This is a genomic window from Pseudomonas sp. NPDC088429, from assembly GCF_044753305.1.
Classification (GTDB): Bacteria; Pseudomonadota; Gammaproteobacteria; order Pseudomonadales; family Pseudomonadaceae; genus Aquipseudomonas; species Aquipseudomonas rustica.
This window is the reverse complement of sequence record NZ_JBIVMX010000012.1, coordinates 1-16,103: the sequence shown is the minus strand read 5'-3', so window position 1 is coordinate 16,103 and position 16,103 is coordinate 1. Positions and strand designations below refer to the sequence as shown.

16 protein-coding genes and 1 pseudogene are annotated in these 16,103 nt (G+C 58.8%); 10 read left to right on the top strand and 7 right to left on the bottom strand.

The window, feature by feature from the left end:
• Positions 1-182: 182 nt before the first annotated feature.
• Positions 183-1,073 (bottom strand): LysR substrate-binding domain-containing protein, encoded by an 891-nt coding sequence (locus ACIP66_RS09280; protein ID WP_400647331.1) that lies wholly within the window; start codon positions 1,071-1,073, stop codon positions 183-185.
• Between the two features lie 118 nt (positions 1,074-1,191).
• On the opposite strand from ACIP66_RS09280, the gene ACIP66_RS09275 reads away from it, so the two are divergent.
• The 6 genes from ACIP66_RS09275 to ACIP66_RS09250 all read left to right on the top strand — a co-directional run bounded on the left by ACIP66_RS09275 (position 1,192) and on the right by ACIP66_RS09250 (position 7,837).
• Positions 1,192-1,656, top strand: coding sequence for a (2Fe-2S)-binding protein (locus ACIP66_RS09275; protein WP_400647329.1), 465 nt, complete (start codon positions 1,192-1,194; stop codon positions 1,654-1,656).
• The gene (locus ACIP66_RS09270; RefSeq protein ID WP_400647326.1) at positions 1,656-3,869 is read left to right on the top strand and encodes a molybdopterin cofactor-binding domain-containing protein; all 2,214 of its coding nucleotides are present in this window, start codon (positions 1,656-1,658) and stop codon (positions 3,867-3,869) included. The genes ACIP66_RS09275 and ACIP66_RS09270 overlap by 1 nt, the downstream gene beginning before the upstream one ends.
• A 6-nt stretch (positions 3,870-3,875) precedes the next feature.
• Positions 3,876-4,769 (top strand): LysR substrate-binding domain-containing protein, encoded by an 894-nt coding sequence (locus ACIP66_RS09265; RefSeq protein ID WP_053121372.1) that lies wholly within the window; start codon positions 3,876-3,878, stop codon positions 4,767-4,769.
• Positions 4,770-4,937: 168 nt separating this feature from the next.
• Positions 4,938-6,428 carry a helix-turn-helix transcriptional regulator gene (locus ACIP66_RS09260; protein WP_400647323.1) on the top strand — a complete coding sequence of 497 codons (1,491 nt, stop codon included), beginning with the start codon at positions 4,938-4,940 and terminating at the stop codon, positions 6,426-6,428.
• Between the two features lie 134 nt (positions 6,429-6,562).
• The gene (locus ACIP66_RS09255) at positions 6,563-6,820 is read left to right on the top strand and encodes a DUF1652 domain-containing protein (RefSeq protein ID WP_053121368.1); all 258 of its coding nucleotides are present in this window, start codon (positions 6,563-6,565) and stop codon (positions 6,818-6,820) included.
• Positions 6,821-7,627: 807 nt separating this feature from the next.
• A complete protein-coding gene (locus ACIP66_RS09250) occupies positions 7,628-7,837 on the top strand; it encodes a hypothetical protein (protein WP_053121366.1) in 210 nt (69 codons plus the stop codon).
• A 131-nt stretch (positions 7,838-7,968) separates the two neighbouring features.
• Here ACIP66_RS09250 and ACIP66_RS09245 read toward each other — a convergent pair whose 3' ends face one another.
• From ACIP66_RS09245 to ACIP66_RS09225, 5 genes are all read right to left on the bottom strand, one after another.
• A complete protein-coding gene (locus ACIP66_RS09245) occupies positions 7,969-8,736 on the bottom strand; it encodes an SDR family oxidoreductase (protein ID WP_007911074.1) in 768 nt (255 codons plus the stop codon).
• 22 nt (positions 8,737-8,758) lie between these two features.
• Positions 8,759-9,826: a phosphotransferase family protein gene (locus tag ACIP66_RS09240; RefSeq protein WP_212551668.1), complete on the bottom strand. Its 1,068-nt coding sequence runs from the start codon at positions 9,824-9,826 to the stop codon at positions 8,759-8,761.
• A gap of 288 nt (positions 9,827-10,114) precedes the next feature.
• Positions 10,115-11,083, bottom strand: coding sequence for a 2-hydroxyacid dehydrogenase (locus ACIP66_RS09235; RefSeq protein ID WP_053121360.1), 969 nt, complete (start codon positions 11,081-11,083; stop codon positions 10,115-10,117).
• A gap of 141 nt (positions 11,084-11,224) precedes the next feature.
• Positions 11,225-11,749: a cysteine hydrolase family protein gene (locus tag ACIP66_RS09230; RefSeq protein ID WP_400647318.1), complete on the bottom strand. Its 525-nt coding sequence runs from the start codon at positions 11,747-11,749 to the stop codon at positions 11,225-11,227.
• A 207-nt stretch (positions 11,750-11,956) separates the two neighbouring features.
• Positions 11,957-12,340, bottom strand: a complete 384-nt coding sequence (locus ACIP66_RS09225; protein WP_400647315.1) for a tautomerase family protein — start codon at positions 12,338-12,340, stop codon at positions 11,957-11,959.
• 595 nt (positions 12,341-12,935) lie between these two features.
• On the opposite strand from ACIP66_RS09225, the gene ACIP66_RS09220 reads away from it, so the two are divergent.
• From ACIP66_RS09220 to ACIP66_RS09205, 4 genes are all read left to right on the top strand, one after another.
• Positions 12,936-13,301 (top strand): DUF6124 family protein, encoded by a 366-nt coding sequence (locus tag ACIP66_RS09220; RefSeq protein WP_159815700.1) that lies wholly within the window; start codon positions 12,936-12,938, stop codon positions 13,299-13,301.
• Positions 13,302-13,480: 179 nt separating this feature from the next.
• Positions 13,481-13,675, top strand: a complete 195-nt coding sequence (locus tag ACIP66_RS09215; RefSeq protein WP_400647313.1) for a hypothetical protein — start codon at positions 13,481-13,483, stop codon at positions 13,673-13,675.
• A gap of 36 nt (positions 13,676-13,711) precedes the next feature.
• Positions 13,712-13,885 carry a hypothetical protein gene (locus tag ACIP66_RS09210; RefSeq protein ID WP_178124195.1) on the top strand — a complete coding sequence of 58 codons (174 nt, stop codon included), beginning with the start codon at positions 13,712-13,714 and terminating at the stop codon, positions 13,883-13,885.
• Positions 13,886-14,135: 250 nt separating this feature from the next.
• Positions 14,136-15,416: an HAAAP family serine/threonine permease gene (locus ACIP66_RS09205; protein WP_212544609.1), complete on the top strand. Its 1,281-nt coding sequence runs from the start codon at positions 14,136-14,138 to the stop codon at positions 15,414-15,416.
• A 249-nt stretch (positions 15,417-15,665) separates the two neighbouring features.
• On the opposite strand, the pseudogene ACIP66_RS09200 reads toward ACIP66_RS09205, so the two are convergent.
• A pseudogene (locus ACIP66_RS09200) lies at positions 15,666-16,097 on the bottom strand (aconitase family protein); the annotation flags it as partial.
• Between the last annotated feature and the right edge of the window lie 6 nt (positions 16,098-16,103).

The following is a 16,103-nucleotide window of genomic DNA, read 5'->3' as shown; positions in this document are numbered from 1 at the left end:
ATGGGCCTTGTAGCAAAATCAAAAGATCGCAGCCTTCGGCAGCTCCTACGGGGATCGGTGTAGGAGCTGCCGCAGGCTGCGATCTTTTGATCTTCGGTAATTGTGCTCGCCTCTTCGCGAGCAGGCTCGCTCCCACAGGGGAGCGCATTCCAATTGTAGGAGTGAGCCTGCTCGCGATAGCGTCAAAATTGTGTACGCAAAGCCAACAGTTTAATCGCCTCAACCACCGGCGCCACACGCTCCGCCTGCCCATGCGGCCACACCGCGTAGAGGTTGTAATGCGCCGCAATCTGCGCCTCGTTCAACGCCACCAACCGCCCACTGCGCAATGCATCAGCCGCCAACAATCCACGCACCAGCCCCGCGCCAACGCCAGCCTCGGCAGCCGCAATCAAATTCGCCGCATTATCAAAAATCACCCGTGCCGGCGGCTCGGTCGGCGTCATCCCTGCCGCATCCAGCCACGGAATCCACGAGCGCCGGGTATACCCCAACAATGGCAACTCCAAAATCTGCGCCGGGGTCAACGGCACCTGCAACCCATACCGTTCCAGCAAATCCGGCGAAGCCACCGCCAACACCCGATCGCCACAAATCTGCGTCATCTCGCAGTCGTCCCAATCGCCATAGCCATAGCGCAACGCCAGATCGACCCGCTCAAACGTGCTGCGATCACTGCGCGGCATCGACAGCAACGTCACCTCGTAATCCGGCAGCCCATCGAGCAACTGCGGCAGGCGCGGATTGAGCCAGCTCTGGGCCAGTTCGCTGTCGACATCAAGCGTCAACCGTTGCGCGACGCTGCGGTTTTTCACCGAAGAGATCGCCCGGTCAATCTGCGCCAGACCGTCCGACAACACACTGGCAAACAACTGCCCGGCGTCGGTCAGGTTGCTGCCACCCCCCTCACGCACGAACAACGGCTGGCCAATGAAATCTTCCAGCGCACGAATCTGCTGGCTGATCGCACTGTGGGTCAGATCCAGCTTGCGCGCAGCGCTGGAGAAACTGCCGCTGCGCGCGGCGTGGATAAACGCGCTCATGGACTGCACCGACGGGTATCGCTTGTACATGTTGTTAGTCCTGCTTACAGCGGTTGGCAGAAATCGTCGCTGGCCGCGTGTTGCTCAAGGTTCCAATAATCGGTGACCAGGCCCGCACAAAGACGGGCCGCTCTTTTGGAGCCTGACAATGATTGCATTCACGGTTAACGGCGAACGACGCGAGCTGGATGAAGCGTCCTCCTCCATGCCCTTGTTATGGGTCTTGCGTGATCAACTGAAACTCACCGGCACCAAGTTCGGTTGCGGCATGGGCCTGTGCGGTGCCTGCACCGTGCACTTGGACGGCGTCGCGGTGCGTTCCTGCCAATTGCCGGCGGCCGCCGTCGCGGGCCATAGCATCACCACCATCGAAGGTTTGTCGCCGAGGGAAAACCATCCACTGCAACTGGCCTGGGTCGCCGAAGATGTGCCGCAATGCGGCTACTGTCAATCCGGGCAGATCATGTCCGCCGCCGCGCTGCTCAACACCGGTGCGGCGGTGACCGACGATTCGATCCGCAACGCCATGTCCGGAAATATCTGCCGCTGCGGCACTTACGGGCGCATCAGCAAAGCGATCAAACGTGCGGCGAATGCGCCGAAGGAGGCCTGATGAGCCTTATCGACGACACCCGCATCGAACTGCCGCGGCGGGTTTTTCTCAAGCAAGCGGCGACCGTCGCTTCCGGACTGGCGATTGCCCTGTATCTGCCCAGCGGCATGGCGGCCACCGACCCAAAAGCCATGGCGCCGGCCAACGAATTTGAGCCGAATGCCTGGGTGCGGATCTTTCCCGACGGCACGGTGAAACTGGTGGTGCACAAGCATGACTCAGGCACCGGTACGCAAACGGCATTGGCCGCGTGTGTGGCGGAAGAGCTGGACGTAAACCCGATGACCGTGCAGGTGATTACCCCGGAAGATCCGTTTTTCGAAACCTACATTCATCCGGTCTGGAAAGTCTTCTCCACGGGCGGCAGCACCAGCGTTTCCCTCGAATACGATCGCTTGCGCATGGCCGGTGCCACGGCGCGGGCGCTGTTGATTACAGCAGCGGCGAAACAGTGGAAAGTCAGCCCCGACAGTTGCACCACCGAGGAAGGTCGCGTCGTTCACACGTCGAGTAAGCGTAGCCTCGGTTATGGCGAACTGGTCGGTGTCGCGGCGAAACTGCCAGCGCCGACCCACGTCACGCTGAAAGACCCGGCGCAGTTCAAATACATCGGCAAGCTGCGGCACAAACGCGATGCGGCGGCCAAGGTGTGCGGGCGGTTCAAGTACAGCATCGACGTGCAATTGCCGGACATGTTGGTGGCGGTGATTCAGCGTACGCCGGTGGTTGGCGCGAAGGTCGTCAGCGTCGATTCAGCAGCGGCTCTGCAAGTGCCGGGCGTGCGCAAGGTGCTGGCGATTCCGGGGCGTCCGGATGTGCTCGGCGGCAATCTGGAAGGCGTCGCCGTGTTGGCGGATACGTTCTGGGCCGCGCAGCAGGGCCGCAAAGTACTGGAGATCAAGTGGAGCGATTCACCTTTGGCCGGGTTCGACAGCGAGCAGTTGTTCAGCGCTCAAGCCAAAGCCATCGGCGATCCGCAAGCGCAAACCGTCAAAGCCATGACCCAAGGTGATGTCGCCGGGCAATGGGCGGGCGCGGCGAAGCTGATCGAAGCCGATTACACCATGCCTTACAAGGTGCAAAACCCGCTGGAACCGATCTGCATCACTGCGCAGGTCAAGGACAAGGCGATCACTTACTGGGGCGGCGTGCAGGTGCCGTCGTCGGCACTGGAAGCGGCGCAAACCGTGTGCGGGATCGACAAGGCCAACGTCACCATTCATGAGCTGGTGTCGGGCGGCAGCTTCGGTGCGCGGGAAGCCAAATACTGGTTGTTTGAAGTCGCGTATCTGGCGCAGAAAACCGGTGTGCCGGTGAAACTGCTCAACAGCCGTGAAGATGAACTGCACGCGCTGTTCAATCATCCGGCAACCTTGCATCGGGTCAAAGGTGCGCTGGATGCTCAAGGCAAACTCAGCGCGCTGCAATTGCACGCGGTATCGCCGGCCTCGCCGGAACAGTGGGAACCGGGCTATTTCGAACGCCCCGACAAGATGGATTACAGCACCACCGAAGCGATCACCGCGTGGGACTTCGCCTATCGTCCACCGCATTTGGAACTGAATTGGGTCAAGCACGAAAGCGACGTACCGAGCGGCTGGTATCGCTCGGTGAGTTTTATTCCCAACGTGTTTGCTGTGGAAAGTTTCATGGATGAACTGGCGCATGCGGCCGGTGCAGATCCACTGGCGTTCCGCCTGGCCAATATGCAGGAACGACCACGGCATGTGGCGGTGCTCAAGCAGGCAGCCGAGCGCGCCGGCTGGGGTCAGCCGTTGCCACCGGGAACCGCGCTGGGCATCGCGACCAATCAGGGTTACACCAGTTTCATCGCGGTGGTCGCAAGGGTGGCGACGGTCGATGGCAAGCCAAAAGTCGAGAAGCTCACCTGCGTGGTCGATTGCGGTTTGGCAGTGTCGCCGGGCGGTGTTGAAGAGCAAATCTACGGCGGCCTGATGTGGGGCTTCGGTCACGCGTTGTTCGATCGGCTCGACATCAAACAGGGCAGGGTGGTGCAGAGCAACTTCCACGACTATCGCGTCACGCGCATGTCCGACATGCCAGCCACCGACATCCTCGTGCTCGACGGTGAGCCGAGCAAACCCGGTGGCGTTGGTGAATTGGGCAGCCCTTCGGTGGTGCCGGCCATCGCCAATGCCTTGTTCGCGCTGACCGGTGTTCGTCAGCGTTCGACGCCACTGAGCCTGGGATAAATCGCCATGGATTTGCGCTTGCTGCGGTACTTCATGGCGTTGGCCGATGAGTTGCATTTCGGTCGCGCTGCCGAGCGCTTGCACATCTGCCAGCCGCCGCTGAGCCAGCAGATTCGTTTGCTGGAAGAGGAACTGGGCACGCCGCTGTTCGAGCGCAGCCATCATCGGGTTGAACTGACAGCGGCGGGGCAGATGCTCAAGGAGCAGGCACCGCTGGTGTTCGAGCAGCTTGAGCGGGCGCTGGATCTGACCCGGCAGACCGGGCGCGGTCAGCTCGGTGAACTGGAAATCGGCATGATCAGTTCGGTGATGGTCGGCGTGCTGCCCAAGGCTTTGCACCTGTTTCGTGAGCGCTATCCGCAGGTCAATTGGCGCCTGCACGAAATGACCCCGGCGGCGCAGGTCAAGGCGTTGAAGGAGAAACGCATTGATGCCTGCGTGTTTCGCGTGGGTTATGACGATCCGTTGTTGCGCAATGAACTGCTGATTTATGAGCCGATTCATGTGGTGATGCCGGCGGATCATCCGTTGGCGCAGCGCGAGGTGTTGGCCCCGGCGGATCTGGCGCAGGAGCCGTTTGTGGCGTTGGAGTTGAAGCAGTCGCGGTTCGCTAATTTTCTCTATCAGTGCTGCATTCAGGCCGGGTTTACCCCGCAGATCCGCCAGCAGGTGATTGAGGTGCAGACGTTGCTGAGCCTGGTGCGCGCAGGGTTTGGCGTGGCACTGTTGCCGGCGTCGATTGAACAGTTGGCGCCGGCGGGGCTGGTGTTTCGACGCCTGACCCCGGCGTTGCCGGAAGTGCCGTTGTATGCGACGTACCGCGCGGATGATGCCTCCCCCGTCCTGAAACTCTTCCTCGATACCCTGCGAGAACTCAACGGCAACCCCCAACCCCTGTAGGAGCTGCCGAAGGCTGCGATCTTTTGATGTTGCTTTTAAAAAACAGGATCAAAAGATCGCAGCCTTCGGCAGCTCCTACAGGGGGATGTGTCGTGTGTGAATAGAGGTGCACGATCACGTGTGGCTGCGGTCGTACTCTTCACATGGCGCATCACTTGTGGAGATCCAATGAGCCAGGAAGTCCTGACCACCGAAACCAATCGCCGCCAGTTGCAGCAAATCATCGCCGGATTATCCGACGGGGTGATTCTGCTGGAGCGGGATCAGAGCATCCTCTGGGCCAATGAGGCCGCGCTGGCCATGCATGGCGTCAGCCGGATCGGTGAGCTGGGCCACAACGCCTCCGAGTACGCGCAGCGTTTCAACCTGCGTTATCGCAACAACCACACGTTGGCGCCCGAGAATTATCCGATCAGCCGCGTGGCCCGCTGCGAGGCGTTCAATGATGTGCTGATCGAAGTGAATGCGGCGGATGACCCGGAACGCGTCTGGGTACACAGCGTGCGCAGCATGATCCTTACCGATCGCGAGGGGCAGCCCGAGTCGCTGGTGTTGATCATGAGCGACGTCACCGACTGGGCCAACGCTGAGCAGCGTTTCGAAAAAACCTTCAATGCCAACCCGGCGCCGGCGGTGATCTGCCGAATCAGCGACTTGCGCTATATCAAGGTCAATCCGGGGTTTCTGGAGATGACCGGCTATACCCGCGAGCAAGTCATCGGCACCTCAGCTTATGAAATCGACATCTACGAGCAGGCAGAAAAACGCGATCTGGCCATTCAACGCCTGCGCGATGTCGAGACCATTCCGCAGATGCAGGCTGAATTGCGCTTGCCCGATGGCAGCAGCAAACAGGTGATCGTCGCCGGGCAACCGCTGGTGCTCAACGACGAAGATTGCATGCTGTTTTCCTTTGTCGACATGGAGCTGCGGCACAAGGCCGAGGTGGCGCTGCGTCAGAGTGAGGAGCGGTTTGCCAAGGCGTTTCGCCTGACGCCGGTGCCGATTCTGATCTGCACAGCGGAGGAGCAGCGGGTGCTCGACGTCAATCAGGCGTTTCTCGATACCCTGGCTTTTGACGGGGACGATGTGCTCGGTAAAACCGTGACGCAGATTGGTTTTATCGATGACAACGGTGCGCGGTCTCGTCTGCTCGCGGCGCTTGAGAACAACGGCCGGGTGGATCGGGTGGACGTGCGAGTGCGTACCAAAGACGCCGATTTGCTCGAGTGTGCGCTGTCGGCCGACACCGTGAATATTCATGATGTGCCGTGCTATTTGCTGGTGCTGATGGACATCACCGAGCGCAAGCGCACCGAGCTTGAGCTGGTGGCGGCGATTGAAGAGGTGATGAAGGATGCTTCCTGGTTCAGTCGTACGTTGATCGAGAAGCTGGCGAATGTGAAGAAGGTTAATTCGCCGCAATTGCCGAGTGTGTCGTTTACCGATCTGACCGCGCGGGAGCGGGATGTGTTGGGGCTGATTTGTGAGGGTTTGGCGGACAAGGAGATCGCCGCGCGGCTGAAGCTGGCGCCGAATACCGTGCGCAATCATGTGGCGACGGTGTATTCGAAGCTGGATGTTCATAGTCGCAGTGAGGCGATTGTCTGGGCGCGTGAGCGCGGGTTGTTTTCGGGGGAATGGCGCGGGCAGCGTTAGGGTGCAAATGCACTAGTTGATCCGGTGCAAATTGAGGTTCTGGTGGGGGCGGGTGGTTCTTAGTCTGGTGGGGTGCGGTGCGTGCTTTTTTTGCGTGACCGTGTCCCTTCGAAGTAGCTAAAGGAACAGCCTCAATGATGAATCTTGCGCAGTTGCGCGCTCAGCTTGAGCAGAGTTTTTCGCCGCTGGCGTGTGAGTGTCTGGTGGATGGTGATCATTCGCTGACGGTGAAGCTTTATCACCCGGTGTCTGGGCAGGTGGATCTGGTCGTTAGTGGGTTGAAATTGGATGTGCTGCGCACGGCGGAGTCGGTGGCGGGGTTGATTGAAGAATTGCGTTATGAGTTGGAGAGTAATTCTTTGCGCTCGTCTCGAGATCCCGACTTGGCCTGAGCCCGTGTAGGAGCTGCCGAAGGCTGCGATCTTTTGATCTTTTGGCTTTGGGGTACATATCCGTTGCTGCGGGGGTTGCTGATTATGGTTTCGCCCTTACGGCGAGTCCCTTTGGCAAACGCCCCAAAGGAACCAAAGGTCTGTGCCCTGACGTCCGGCCCTCGCTAAGGCTCGGGTTCCTTCGCTCCGGGTTCATCCGGGGGCATCGCCTACGGTTTGCTTCGCTGCACCTCCTCTCGATGCTTTCCCCGTATGAATCCCTCCACTCAGCCTCCCGACGGGCTCTAAGATCAAAAGCTGCACCCGAGCTTGCGCTCATCGTGTTGAGTGGTGAGGAGCGGGGCGCGGTTGGCTTTGGTTTTGTGGTGTTCTTGCCCCTCACCCCAGCCCTCTCCCGAGGGAGAGGGGGCCGATTGATGGGCTTCTCGGGATTTGTGTGCGGCGCGGTATTTCACGTCGGCGTAACTTGCCCAAACACCTCGGTCAGTCCCCTCTCCCTCTGGGAGAGGGCTAGGGTGAGGGGCTTTCAGAATATACGCGGCAGCCGAGCTTGCGCTCATCCTGTGTAGGAGCTGCCGAAGGCTGCGATCTTTTGATCTTGCTGTTGTAGAAGCCAGGCCTGCTCGCGACCGCGCTCGCACAGGCAATCCAATCGCGATCCCCACCCCAAAATCGACAGCCCCATTCCCCCAATCCAGCCATTTCACTGGCGCTTGCACTCACCTCGGCTATAAAGAATGAGTGGTCAGGTCTCTCGTGGTCGGTTGGGTCGCGGGAGTTTGTCGCTCATTTTTCGCGGGTCGTCCTATGAACAGTCTTGGGAAACGCGTGTTGCCGTTGGTTATTTTTGGTGTGTTGGCCGGTTGTGCCAGTCCTCCGCCGCCTCCGCCCGTGGCGCCGCCTCCGCCGCCGGAACGCACTTGTCAGATTCAGGAAAGCACCGAGGTGGTTGGTGACATGTACATCGACGAGCAGGTGACTCGCCACATCACCACCACCCGTTGCGTCACGCAATAGATCCATTGCTTGAAAAAAACTGTAGGAGCTGCCGAAGGCTGCGATCTTTTGATCTTGATCCAAGAAAATCAAAAGATCGCAGCCTGCGGCAGCTCCTACAGGGGCAGGATCCGTTCAGGGTTTGAGCGGGATCAGGAGAGGAAACCACCGTCGACATTCAGCGCTACGCCGGTGGTGTAGCTCGATGCATCACTGGCGAGGTACAGCACCGCACCGGCCATTTCGCTCGGATCGGCCACGCGCTTGAGCGGAATCTGCGTCAGCGCTTGTTTGAGAATCGCGTCGTTCTTCACCAGCGCCGAGGCGAATTTGGTGTCGGTCAGGCCCGGCAGCAGGGCGTTGCAGCGGATGCCGAACTGCGCGCATTCCTTGGCGAAGACCTTGGTCATGTTGATCACCGCAGCCTTGGTCACCGAGTAGATGCCTTGGAAGATCCCCGGCGAAATACCGTTGATCGACGCAACGTTGATGATGCTGCCGCCACCGTTTTCGCGCATCAGTTTGCCGGCTTCAACCGACATGAAGAAGTAACCACGAATGTTCACGTCGACGGTCTTCTGGAACGCGCCGAGGTCGGTGTCGAGCACGTTGCAGAATTGCGGATTGGTCGCGGCGTTGTTGACCAGAATATCGAGGCGACCGAACTGTTCTTTGATGCCGGCGAACACTTGGGCAATCTGCTCCATTTCACCGATGTGGCAGGCCACTGCAGTGGCTTTGCCGCCGGCCGCGATGATCGCGTCGGCGACGTGCTGGCAGCCGTCGAGTTTGCGGCTCGAGACGATGACGTGGGCGCCTTGCTGGGCCAACAGTTTGGCGATGGCTTCGCCGATGCCACGGCTGGCGCCGGAGACGAAAGCGATTTTGCCGTCGAGGTCGAACAACTGAGTCTTGGACATAGGGGTTCCTTGGTGTGGGCCGTCAGAGGCTCGATTTCGCGATGACTTGCAGGCTCATCTGCTCCAGCAGTTTGTTCATGTGAATGAACTGCGCGAAGCGTTTGTCCTGGGTCTGGCCGTGGTAGAAGCGGTAGTAGATCTGCTGCACGATGCCGGCCAGGCGGAACAGGCCGTAGGTGTAGTAGAAGTCGAAATTGTCGATCTGGATACCCGAGCGTTCGGCGTAGTAATCGACGAACTCGCGGCGGGTCAACATGCCTGGCGCATGGCTCGGCTGGCGGCGCATCAGTTGCACCGGCGCCGGGTCGTCGGCTTGAATCCAATAGGCGAGGGTGTTGCCCAGATCCATCAGCGGATCGCCGAGGGTGGTCAGTTCCCAATCGAGCACGCCGATGATCTGCATCGGGTTGTTCGGGTCGAGGATGACGTTGTCGAAGCGATAGTCGTTATGGACGATGCTCGAGGTCGGATGGTCGGCCGGCATCTTGTCGTTGAGCCAGGCTTTCACCGCCTCCCAGTGCGGTGCGTCCGGGGTCAGGGCTTTTTCGTAGCGCTCGCTCCAGCCTTTGATCTGGCGGGCGACGTAGCCTTCCGGTTTGCCCAGATCGCCGAGGCCGCAGGCGTTGTAGTCAACACGGTGCAACTCGACGAAACGGTCGATAAAGCTCTTGCACAACGCTTCGGTTTTTGCCGAGTCGAGGCCCAGTTCCGGCGGCAGTTCCGAGCGCAGGATGATGCCGTTGACGCGCTCCATCACATAGAACTCGGCGCCGATAACCGACTCGTCGGTGCAGTGCACGTAGGCTTTCGGGCAATACGGAAAACCATCGCGCAATTGATTGAGGATGCGGAATTCACGGCCCATGTCGTGGGCGGATTTGGCCTTGTGGCCGAACGGCGGACGGCGCAGGACGAATTCCTGTTCCGGGTATTCCAGCAGGTAGGTCAGGTTCGACGCGCCGCCGGGAAACTGGCTGATCGCAGGCGTGCCGCTCAGGCCCGGAATATGCGCCTTGAGGTACGGATCGATCAGGCTGGCATCAAGTTCTTCGCCAGAGCGGATACGGGTGGACTGGTCAGTAAGCGCCATGCTTATCCCTTCTGCTTATTTTGGAGGCCAGACATCATTGGCTAATCTAATGGCGCGCCCGATTGCTCACAAGCGCGGTGCGGTCTTATAGGTTAGCGTGTTGCCGGATAATCAGCGTTCCGAATAAGCACAAGAGCCCACCGTGTTGCCGGATAATCAGCGTTCCGAATAGGCACAAGAGCCCACCGTGTAGGAGCTGCCGAAGGCTGCGATCTTTTGATCTTATAAAAGCAAGATCAAAAGATCGCAGCCTTCGGCAGCTCCTACAGGTCATTCAGGTCAGTCAGATCAGTGCACGCGCTGGTTGCTGAGTTTTGGCGGGAGGGCGATCGGGGTGAGCACCGGTTGCCCGGAGAAAAACGCGACGAGGTTTTTGCCCACCAGTTCGACCGTGCCTTGGGTGGCCTCTGGCGACAGGCCGGCAACGTGAGGCGTGAGCAATACGTTGCTGAGGGATTTCAGCGCATCCGGCACCTGCGGTTCGTGATCGAACACATCCAGTGCCGCACCGGCAATTTTTCGTTGTTCAAGGGCCGTGATCAGGTCTGCTGTGGCAATCACACTGGCCCGCGCAATGTTGACGATAAAACCCTTCGGCCCCAGTGCATCAAGCACTGCACGCGTCACCATATGCTGCGTGCCGATACCGCCCGGCGTCGCGATGATCAGAAAGTCCGCAGCGCGCGCCAGTTCGGTCGGCGTCGAGCAAAACGCGTAAGGCACCTCGCTGCGCACCTGACGGCTGTGGTAGCTGATTTCCATGTCGAAACCGAGGTGCGCGCGCTTGGCAATCGCCAGGCCCACTGCACCCAATCCGAGAATCCCCAAGCGTTTACCGGCCAGCGACGGGCGCATGATCTTCGGCCATTCACCACGACGTACCGCCGCGTCGCAACGCGGAATATCACGCACCAATGCCAGCAGCATCGCCATCGCATGGTCGGCCACGGACGAGGCGTTAACCCCGGCGCCATTGGTCACGGTAATCCCGCGATCACTGGCGGCTTGCAGATCAACTTGCTCATAACCGGCTCCGATCACGGTGATGATTTTCAGTGCGGGCAGGGCGGCAATTTCGTCAGCCGTCAGACCCAGCGGGCCACGGGTCAGCACCGCATCGATGCGACTGCCGTGAGTGGCAATAGCCTGCGCGCGTTCGGCGGGCGTCGGCGCGAGGATCAGGTGAAAACCCTGATTTTCCAGAATCGGCAAATAGTCGTTGATGGTTTCAACCAGTACCAGAACGGTTGCGGGCATTGCGCGGCTCCTGTGATCGTCGGCGTCGAGGGCATCAAATTATGCTTCAGAGTGCTGATTCCAGAGCGGTTTGGCAATGGTTGAACGTTGCCCCGCATCAGCCAGTGTAGGAGCTGATGCAGGGCTCGCCTGAACGCTTCGTCAGAAGGTTACGTCGGCGCTGTTGATCAGCCGGGCGAAGGCGCCGCCAAGGGTGGCGTTGTGGTGATCGATGATCGCCTGCGCTGATAGGGCGGGAGTGTTCATGCAGGTGTGGGCGTCGGCGATCAACACGGGTTTGAAGCCCAGGTCGGCAGCGGCGCGGCAAGTGCTGTCGATGCAGAATTGAGTCTTCATTCCGACGAGGTAGAGATTCTCGATTTTTCTGGATTGCAGTTGCTGCGCCAAGTCAGTGCCATGGAAGGCGTTGGGTCTGGACTTGTTAAAGAGGGTTGCGGTTTCAGCGTTGAGCTCAAGCTCGGGCAGTAATTGCCAGAACGGACTGCCAGCGGCAATCGGCGAACCTTGGGGTCCGGTGTGGCGTACCGCAAAGATCGGCACCTGCTGTTGTCTCGCCTTGGCGATCAGGTGCTGGATGTTGGCGAGAATTTGCTCGCCGTGATGAGGTTGTTCCGGGCCATGAAACAGACCGACCTGCATATCGATGATCAACAGTGCTGCAGACATGATGTCTCTCCTTGAGTGCTGCAAATGCCGCACGGACGGGAGAAACAACAAGGCCCCGTCCATTGCTGGCGGGGCCTTGGGTTTGCTGCGCTGGGGTTACCTCAGGCGCAAACACCACGACCCGCCGATGGCGGTCGTGGTGGTACGGGTGAGGTGCAGCGCGCAAAGGTTCATGGGGCTGATCATGCTGTGCGGGTTGCGCGCCTGTCAATTGGCGTATTGAGCGATGCCGTTGCCGAACGACCAGTTCTCTTTTTTCACTTCCACCAGATTGATGAACACGTCTTCGAGGCGAATCGACAGGTGCGTGTTGAGGTTCTGCGCGATGGTTTGGTACAGCGCTTTTTTCTGCTCCAGCGTTCGGCCTTCGTTGAGCGTGATCTGGATGATCACCAGTTGCTCGGAACGCTGGATGCCGAGGTATTCGGGGTCAAAGATAAAGTGATTGGCGTCGTGCTCGTTGAGGATCTGGAAGTTGTCATGATCCGGGACGTTGATGGTCCTGCGCATGGCGCTGTAAATCTGCTCGCCGATGCGTTTGGCAAAGGTCGGATCGGGGTGTTTTTTGATTTCGACGCGGACTAATGGCATGGGTAGGCTCCGAGGGAGTAGTGGGGCCTTTCTCACGCTAGATGAAATGGTGGGGATTGAAAGTATTTCGCTCGCCGATCCGACGCCTTCGCGAGCAAGCCCGCACACAATGGATCGCATTCTACCTGTGGGCTTGCTCGCGAAGAGGTCGGTATGACCAACACAAAAGCCTGCCTCTTGCACGGTGCTCGCGCCACAATCTGTCGGACATTTCGCCTCATGTTGTCAGCCAATAAACACAACTCGGTAATTCATGTTTATAGACACCTGAAGTTACGTACGATTGCCCACAAATCGTTGCGTCGTTGCCTACGCCTAAGACAGAATCCGCCGGCTTGTGCGCCTTGGGGCGGGTCGGTAATGTTGATCGGGTCACTGATTTCCAGTGATCGGGCTTAGCGGCCTGGATAAACAACAATGGTTGTACGAGCGACATTCAGTCAGGCACTTCTTCGCCTGCACTAAATGGTAGCTGTGCGCATGGCACCTTCGGGTGCACCGGTTTTTGTTGCTTATCCGGCCCGCTAACTTGCGCACAGCTGCCACCCTTCTGCTTAGCGGCAGAATGGTTGCGGCCTCTTTAGAGAAAGCGACTATGTTCAAAGTAACGCCAAACCCGCCGGCCACCGATCCGGCATCGCCCTACGAATCCTCCCAATCCAAGAAATTCCACGAAGCCGCCGAACGCGCCCTCGACCACTATCTCGGCCCACCCACCGCCGAAATCATGGCTGCACCTTATGTGTCCAACCGTTTGTTCATGGTCAACCCGGCTAGCGCGAACGAACCTCTGTTAGCCGATGCCAGTGAGAGCCTCGGTTCGGCTTGCGTAATGATCAACGACTTGGCGGGGATGCTTGAAGGCACTCATCGCCGGACGTTGTTAGGGATTGCGCAAGTGGTGATGTTGGGTGAGTTGGCTGTCAATCAGGTGCTCGATAATTTGGTACCGGTCGATTGATCCAGCCCGGCGGCGAGGTGATAAGTCTCGCCGCTGTCTCTGTATGAGGGTGCCTACGTAACTCCCGGATTTTGCCTACGCACCCAACAGATCCGTCTGCTATTCGGTAGAGGAGGAACGAGGAATGATGTGGGTGCAAGGCAGCCTGGACAGTGGTTGCCAACAGCCAAGGAAGGCGAATGCTTCAAAATAATCGGGAAAACCTGGAACTCGAAAGGATCCTGAATGAGACACGCAAACTCGTAGCCGAACGTCAAAAGCTTTTGACGGAGGAAAAAAAGCTGAGCAGGGAAGCGAATTTATATCCGCTCGCAATATTAGGGGGGCTGGTGACCGCAATCACTGCCGTAGCAGGCTTCTTTTTCAAGTCTTAAGTACTTGAACCTTCTAACCCAAAAGGACAATCAAAAATGAGCACCTATGACCTAAAAGCCAGAATGGAAGAACTCGAGCGAGAGCACGATGAATGGGCTGAGAGAGTGCGCATCAAAAACAAAGGCGACATGTTACCTGTCTGGGCGATGCTGGCTTTCGGTCTGTTTTGCATGGCAATGGGTTTCATGTTGGGTCGATTAGTCGGATGAGGTTTATCCCTCATGCCCGATGCGATAACTTGCCGAAAAACGACAGATTGCGTGCTCGTTGACGACAGCCATTTTCTCAAAAACGACACCACGCTGATCTGCTCCGCACAACCATTCCTCAGCTAAGTCTTTGCTTCTGCTCATTTATCGCGGAGAATCGCGCCCCTGTTTCGGCCGGAGCATGTCTGTCGGTTTTTTCCGACGCGTCCTGACCGAGTGGCAAGTGACCGGAATGCGGAGATCCGACCGGATGAATGATCAGGCCAATAGCGTCGAAGAGCGCTTTGATGCAGCAGCACCCGCTGAACTTTCGAGCTGGAATCGCCAGGACACCACCTGGATGTTGGGGTTGTTCGGGACGGCCATTGGCGCCGGTACCCTGTATTTGCCGATCAACGCAGGCTTGGGTGGCTTCTGGCCGCTGGTGGTGCTTGCGCTGTTGGCGTTCCCTATGACGTTCTACGCACACCGTGGTCTGACCCGTTTTGTGCTGTCCGGTCGCGAAGGCGCTGACATCACTGAAGTGGTCGAGCAGCATTTCGGCATTAAGGCTGGTGCGCTGATCACGCTGCTGTACTTCTTTGCGATCTTCCCGATTCTGCTGATCTACAGCGTGGGCCTGACCAACACGGTCGCCAGTTTCCTTGAACATCAATTGCACATCACGCCGCCGCCGCGTGCGCTGCTGTCGTTCGTGCTGATTCTTGGTTTGCTGGCAGTGGTGCGTTGCGGCCAGGACGCCATCGTCAAGGCAATGAGCCTGATGGTCTATCCGTTTATCGTCGCGTTGCTGTTTCTGGGGGTGTACCTGATTCCGCACTGGAACGGCGGCATCCTCACCACTGTTTCGCAGGTGCCGCCAGCGTCGGCGCTGCTGCACACGCTGTGGCTGGCGATTCCGGTGATGGTGTTCTCGTTCAACCACTCGCCGATCATTTCGGCGTTTGCGGTGGATCAGAAGCGTCAGTATGGCGTGCATGCCGATGAGCGCAGCTCGCAGATCCTGTTCCGCGCCCATGCGTTGATGGTGCTGATGGTGCTGTTCTTCGTCTTCAGTTGCGTGCTGACGCTGTCGCCGGAGCAATTGGCGGAGGCCAAGGAACAGAACCTGTCGATCCTGTCGTACCTGGCCAACCACTTCAACAATCCGACCATTGAGTTCGCGGCGCCGCTGATTGCGTTTGTGGCGATCTCGAAGTCGTTCCTCGGTCACTACATCGGTGCCAGCGAAGGCCTGAAAGGCTTGATCGTGAAGAGCGGCAAGCGTCCGGGCGCCAAGGCACTGGATCGCATCGTGGCGGCGTTCATGCTGGTGATCTGCTGGATCATCGCAACGCTGAACCCGAGCATTCTCGGCATGATCGAAACCGTCGGCGGCCCGGTGATTGCGGCGATTCTGTTCCTGATGCCGATGTACGCGATTCGCAAAGTACCGGCGATGGCGCGCTATCGTGGTCAGGCGTCGAACGTGTTTGTCACGGCGGTAGGTCTGGTGGCGATTTCGGCATTGGTTTACAAGCTGACGATGTAGCGCGGATTCAATCGAAAAGAACCGCTGTGCCTGCCCAGGCACAGCGGTTTTTTTTCGCCAGTGCCTGGCTTGCCACCGGTTTCTGTAGGAGCCGAGCTTGCTCGCGAAGGCGGTGTATCAGCCAACACCGTTGTTGAGTGACCAACCGCTTTCGCGAGCAAGCTCAGCTCCGACAGGGATGGGGGTGGTGGGGCATAAAAAAACGCCGCTCATCTCACGATAGGCGGCGTTTTTTATTGCGTTGTAACGTTAGGCTTGAACGACCGGGATGTTGGCGTTCGCAGCAGCTTCACGGAACTCGGCGATCTGGTCGAAGGACAGGTAGCGGTAGATATCGGCCGCCATGCTGTCGATCTTGCCAGCGTATTCCATGTACTCCTCGACGGTCGGCAGGCGACCCAGGATCGAAGCCACGGACGCCAGCTCGGCCGAAGCCAGGTAGACGTTCGCGCCGTCGCCCAGACGGTTCGGGAAGTTACGAGTGGAAGTGGACACCACGGTAGCGTTCGGCTCTACACGTGCCTGGTTACCCATGCACAGCGAGCAGCCTGGCATTTCCATGCGTGCGCCAGCCTTGCCGTAGATGCCGTAGTAGCCTTCTTCGGTCAGTTGGTGAGCGTCCATCTTGGTCGGCGGCGACAGCCACAGACGGGTTGGCTGCTGACCCTTGACCTGATCCAGCTACGT

Coding starts and splice junctions, on each gene's coding strand:
- ACIP66_RS09245 (WP_007911074.1), bottom strand. CDS start 8,736: ATGTCCAAGACTCAGTTGTTCGACCTCGACGGCAAAATCGCTTTCGTC.
- ACIP66_RS09260 (WP_400647323.1), top strand. CDS start 4,938: ATGAGCCAGGAAGTCCTGACCACCGAAACCAATCGCCGCCAGTTGCAG.
- ACIP66_RS09210 (WP_178124195.1), top strand. CDS start 13,712: ATGAGCACCTATGACCTAAAAGCCAGAATGGAAGAACTCGAGCGAGAG.
- ACIP66_RS09220 (WP_159815700.1), top strand. CDS start 12,936: ATGTTCAAAGTAACGCCAAACCCGCCGGCCACCGATCCGGCATCGCCC.
- ACIP66_RS09235 (WP_053121360.1), bottom strand. CDS start 11,083: ATGCCCGCAACCGTTCTGGTACTGGTTGAAACCATCAACGACTATTTG.
- ACIP66_RS09250 (WP_053121366.1), top strand. CDS start 7,628: ATGAACAGTCTTGGGAAACGCGTGTTGCCGTTGGTTATTTTTGGTGTG.
- ACIP66_RS09240 (WP_212551668.1), bottom strand. CDS start 9,826: ATGGCGCTTACTGACCAGTCCACCCGTATCCGCTCTGGCGAAGAACTT.
- ACIP66_RS09215 (WP_400647313.1), top strand. CDS start 13,481: ATGCTTCAAAATAATCGGGAAAACCTGGAACTCGAAAGGATCCTGAAT.
- ACIP66_RS09265 (WP_053121372.1), top strand. CDS start 3,876: ATGGATTTGCGCTTGCTGCGGTACTTCATGGCGTTGGCCGATGAGTTG.
- ACIP66_RS09225 (WP_400647315.1), bottom strand. CDS start 12,340: ATGCCATTAGTCCGCGTCGAAATCAAAAAACACCCCGATCCGACCTTT.
- ACIP66_RS09280 (WP_400647331.1), bottom strand. CDS start 1,073: ATGTACAAGCGATACCCGTCGGTGCAGTCCATGAGCGCGTTTATCCAC.
- ACIP66_RS09275 (WP_400647329.1), top strand. CDS start 1,192: ATGATTGCATTCACGGTTAACGGCGAACGACGCGAGCTGGATGAAGCG.
- ACIP66_RS09205 (WP_212544609.1), top strand. CDS start 14,136: ATGAATGATCAGGCCAATAGCGTCGAAGAGCGCTTTGATGCAGCAGCA.
- ACIP66_RS09270 (WP_400647326.1), top strand. CDS start 1,656: ATGAGCCTTATCGACGACACCCGCATCGAACTGCCGCGGCGGGTTTTT.
- ACIP66_RS09255 (WP_053121368.1), top strand. CDS start 6,563: ATGATGAATCTTGCGCAGTTGCGCGCTCAGCTTGAGCAGAGTTTTTCG.
- ACIP66_RS09230 (WP_400647318.1), bottom strand. CDS start 11,749: ATGTCTGCAGCACTGTTGATCATCGATATGCAGGTCGGTCTGTTTCAT.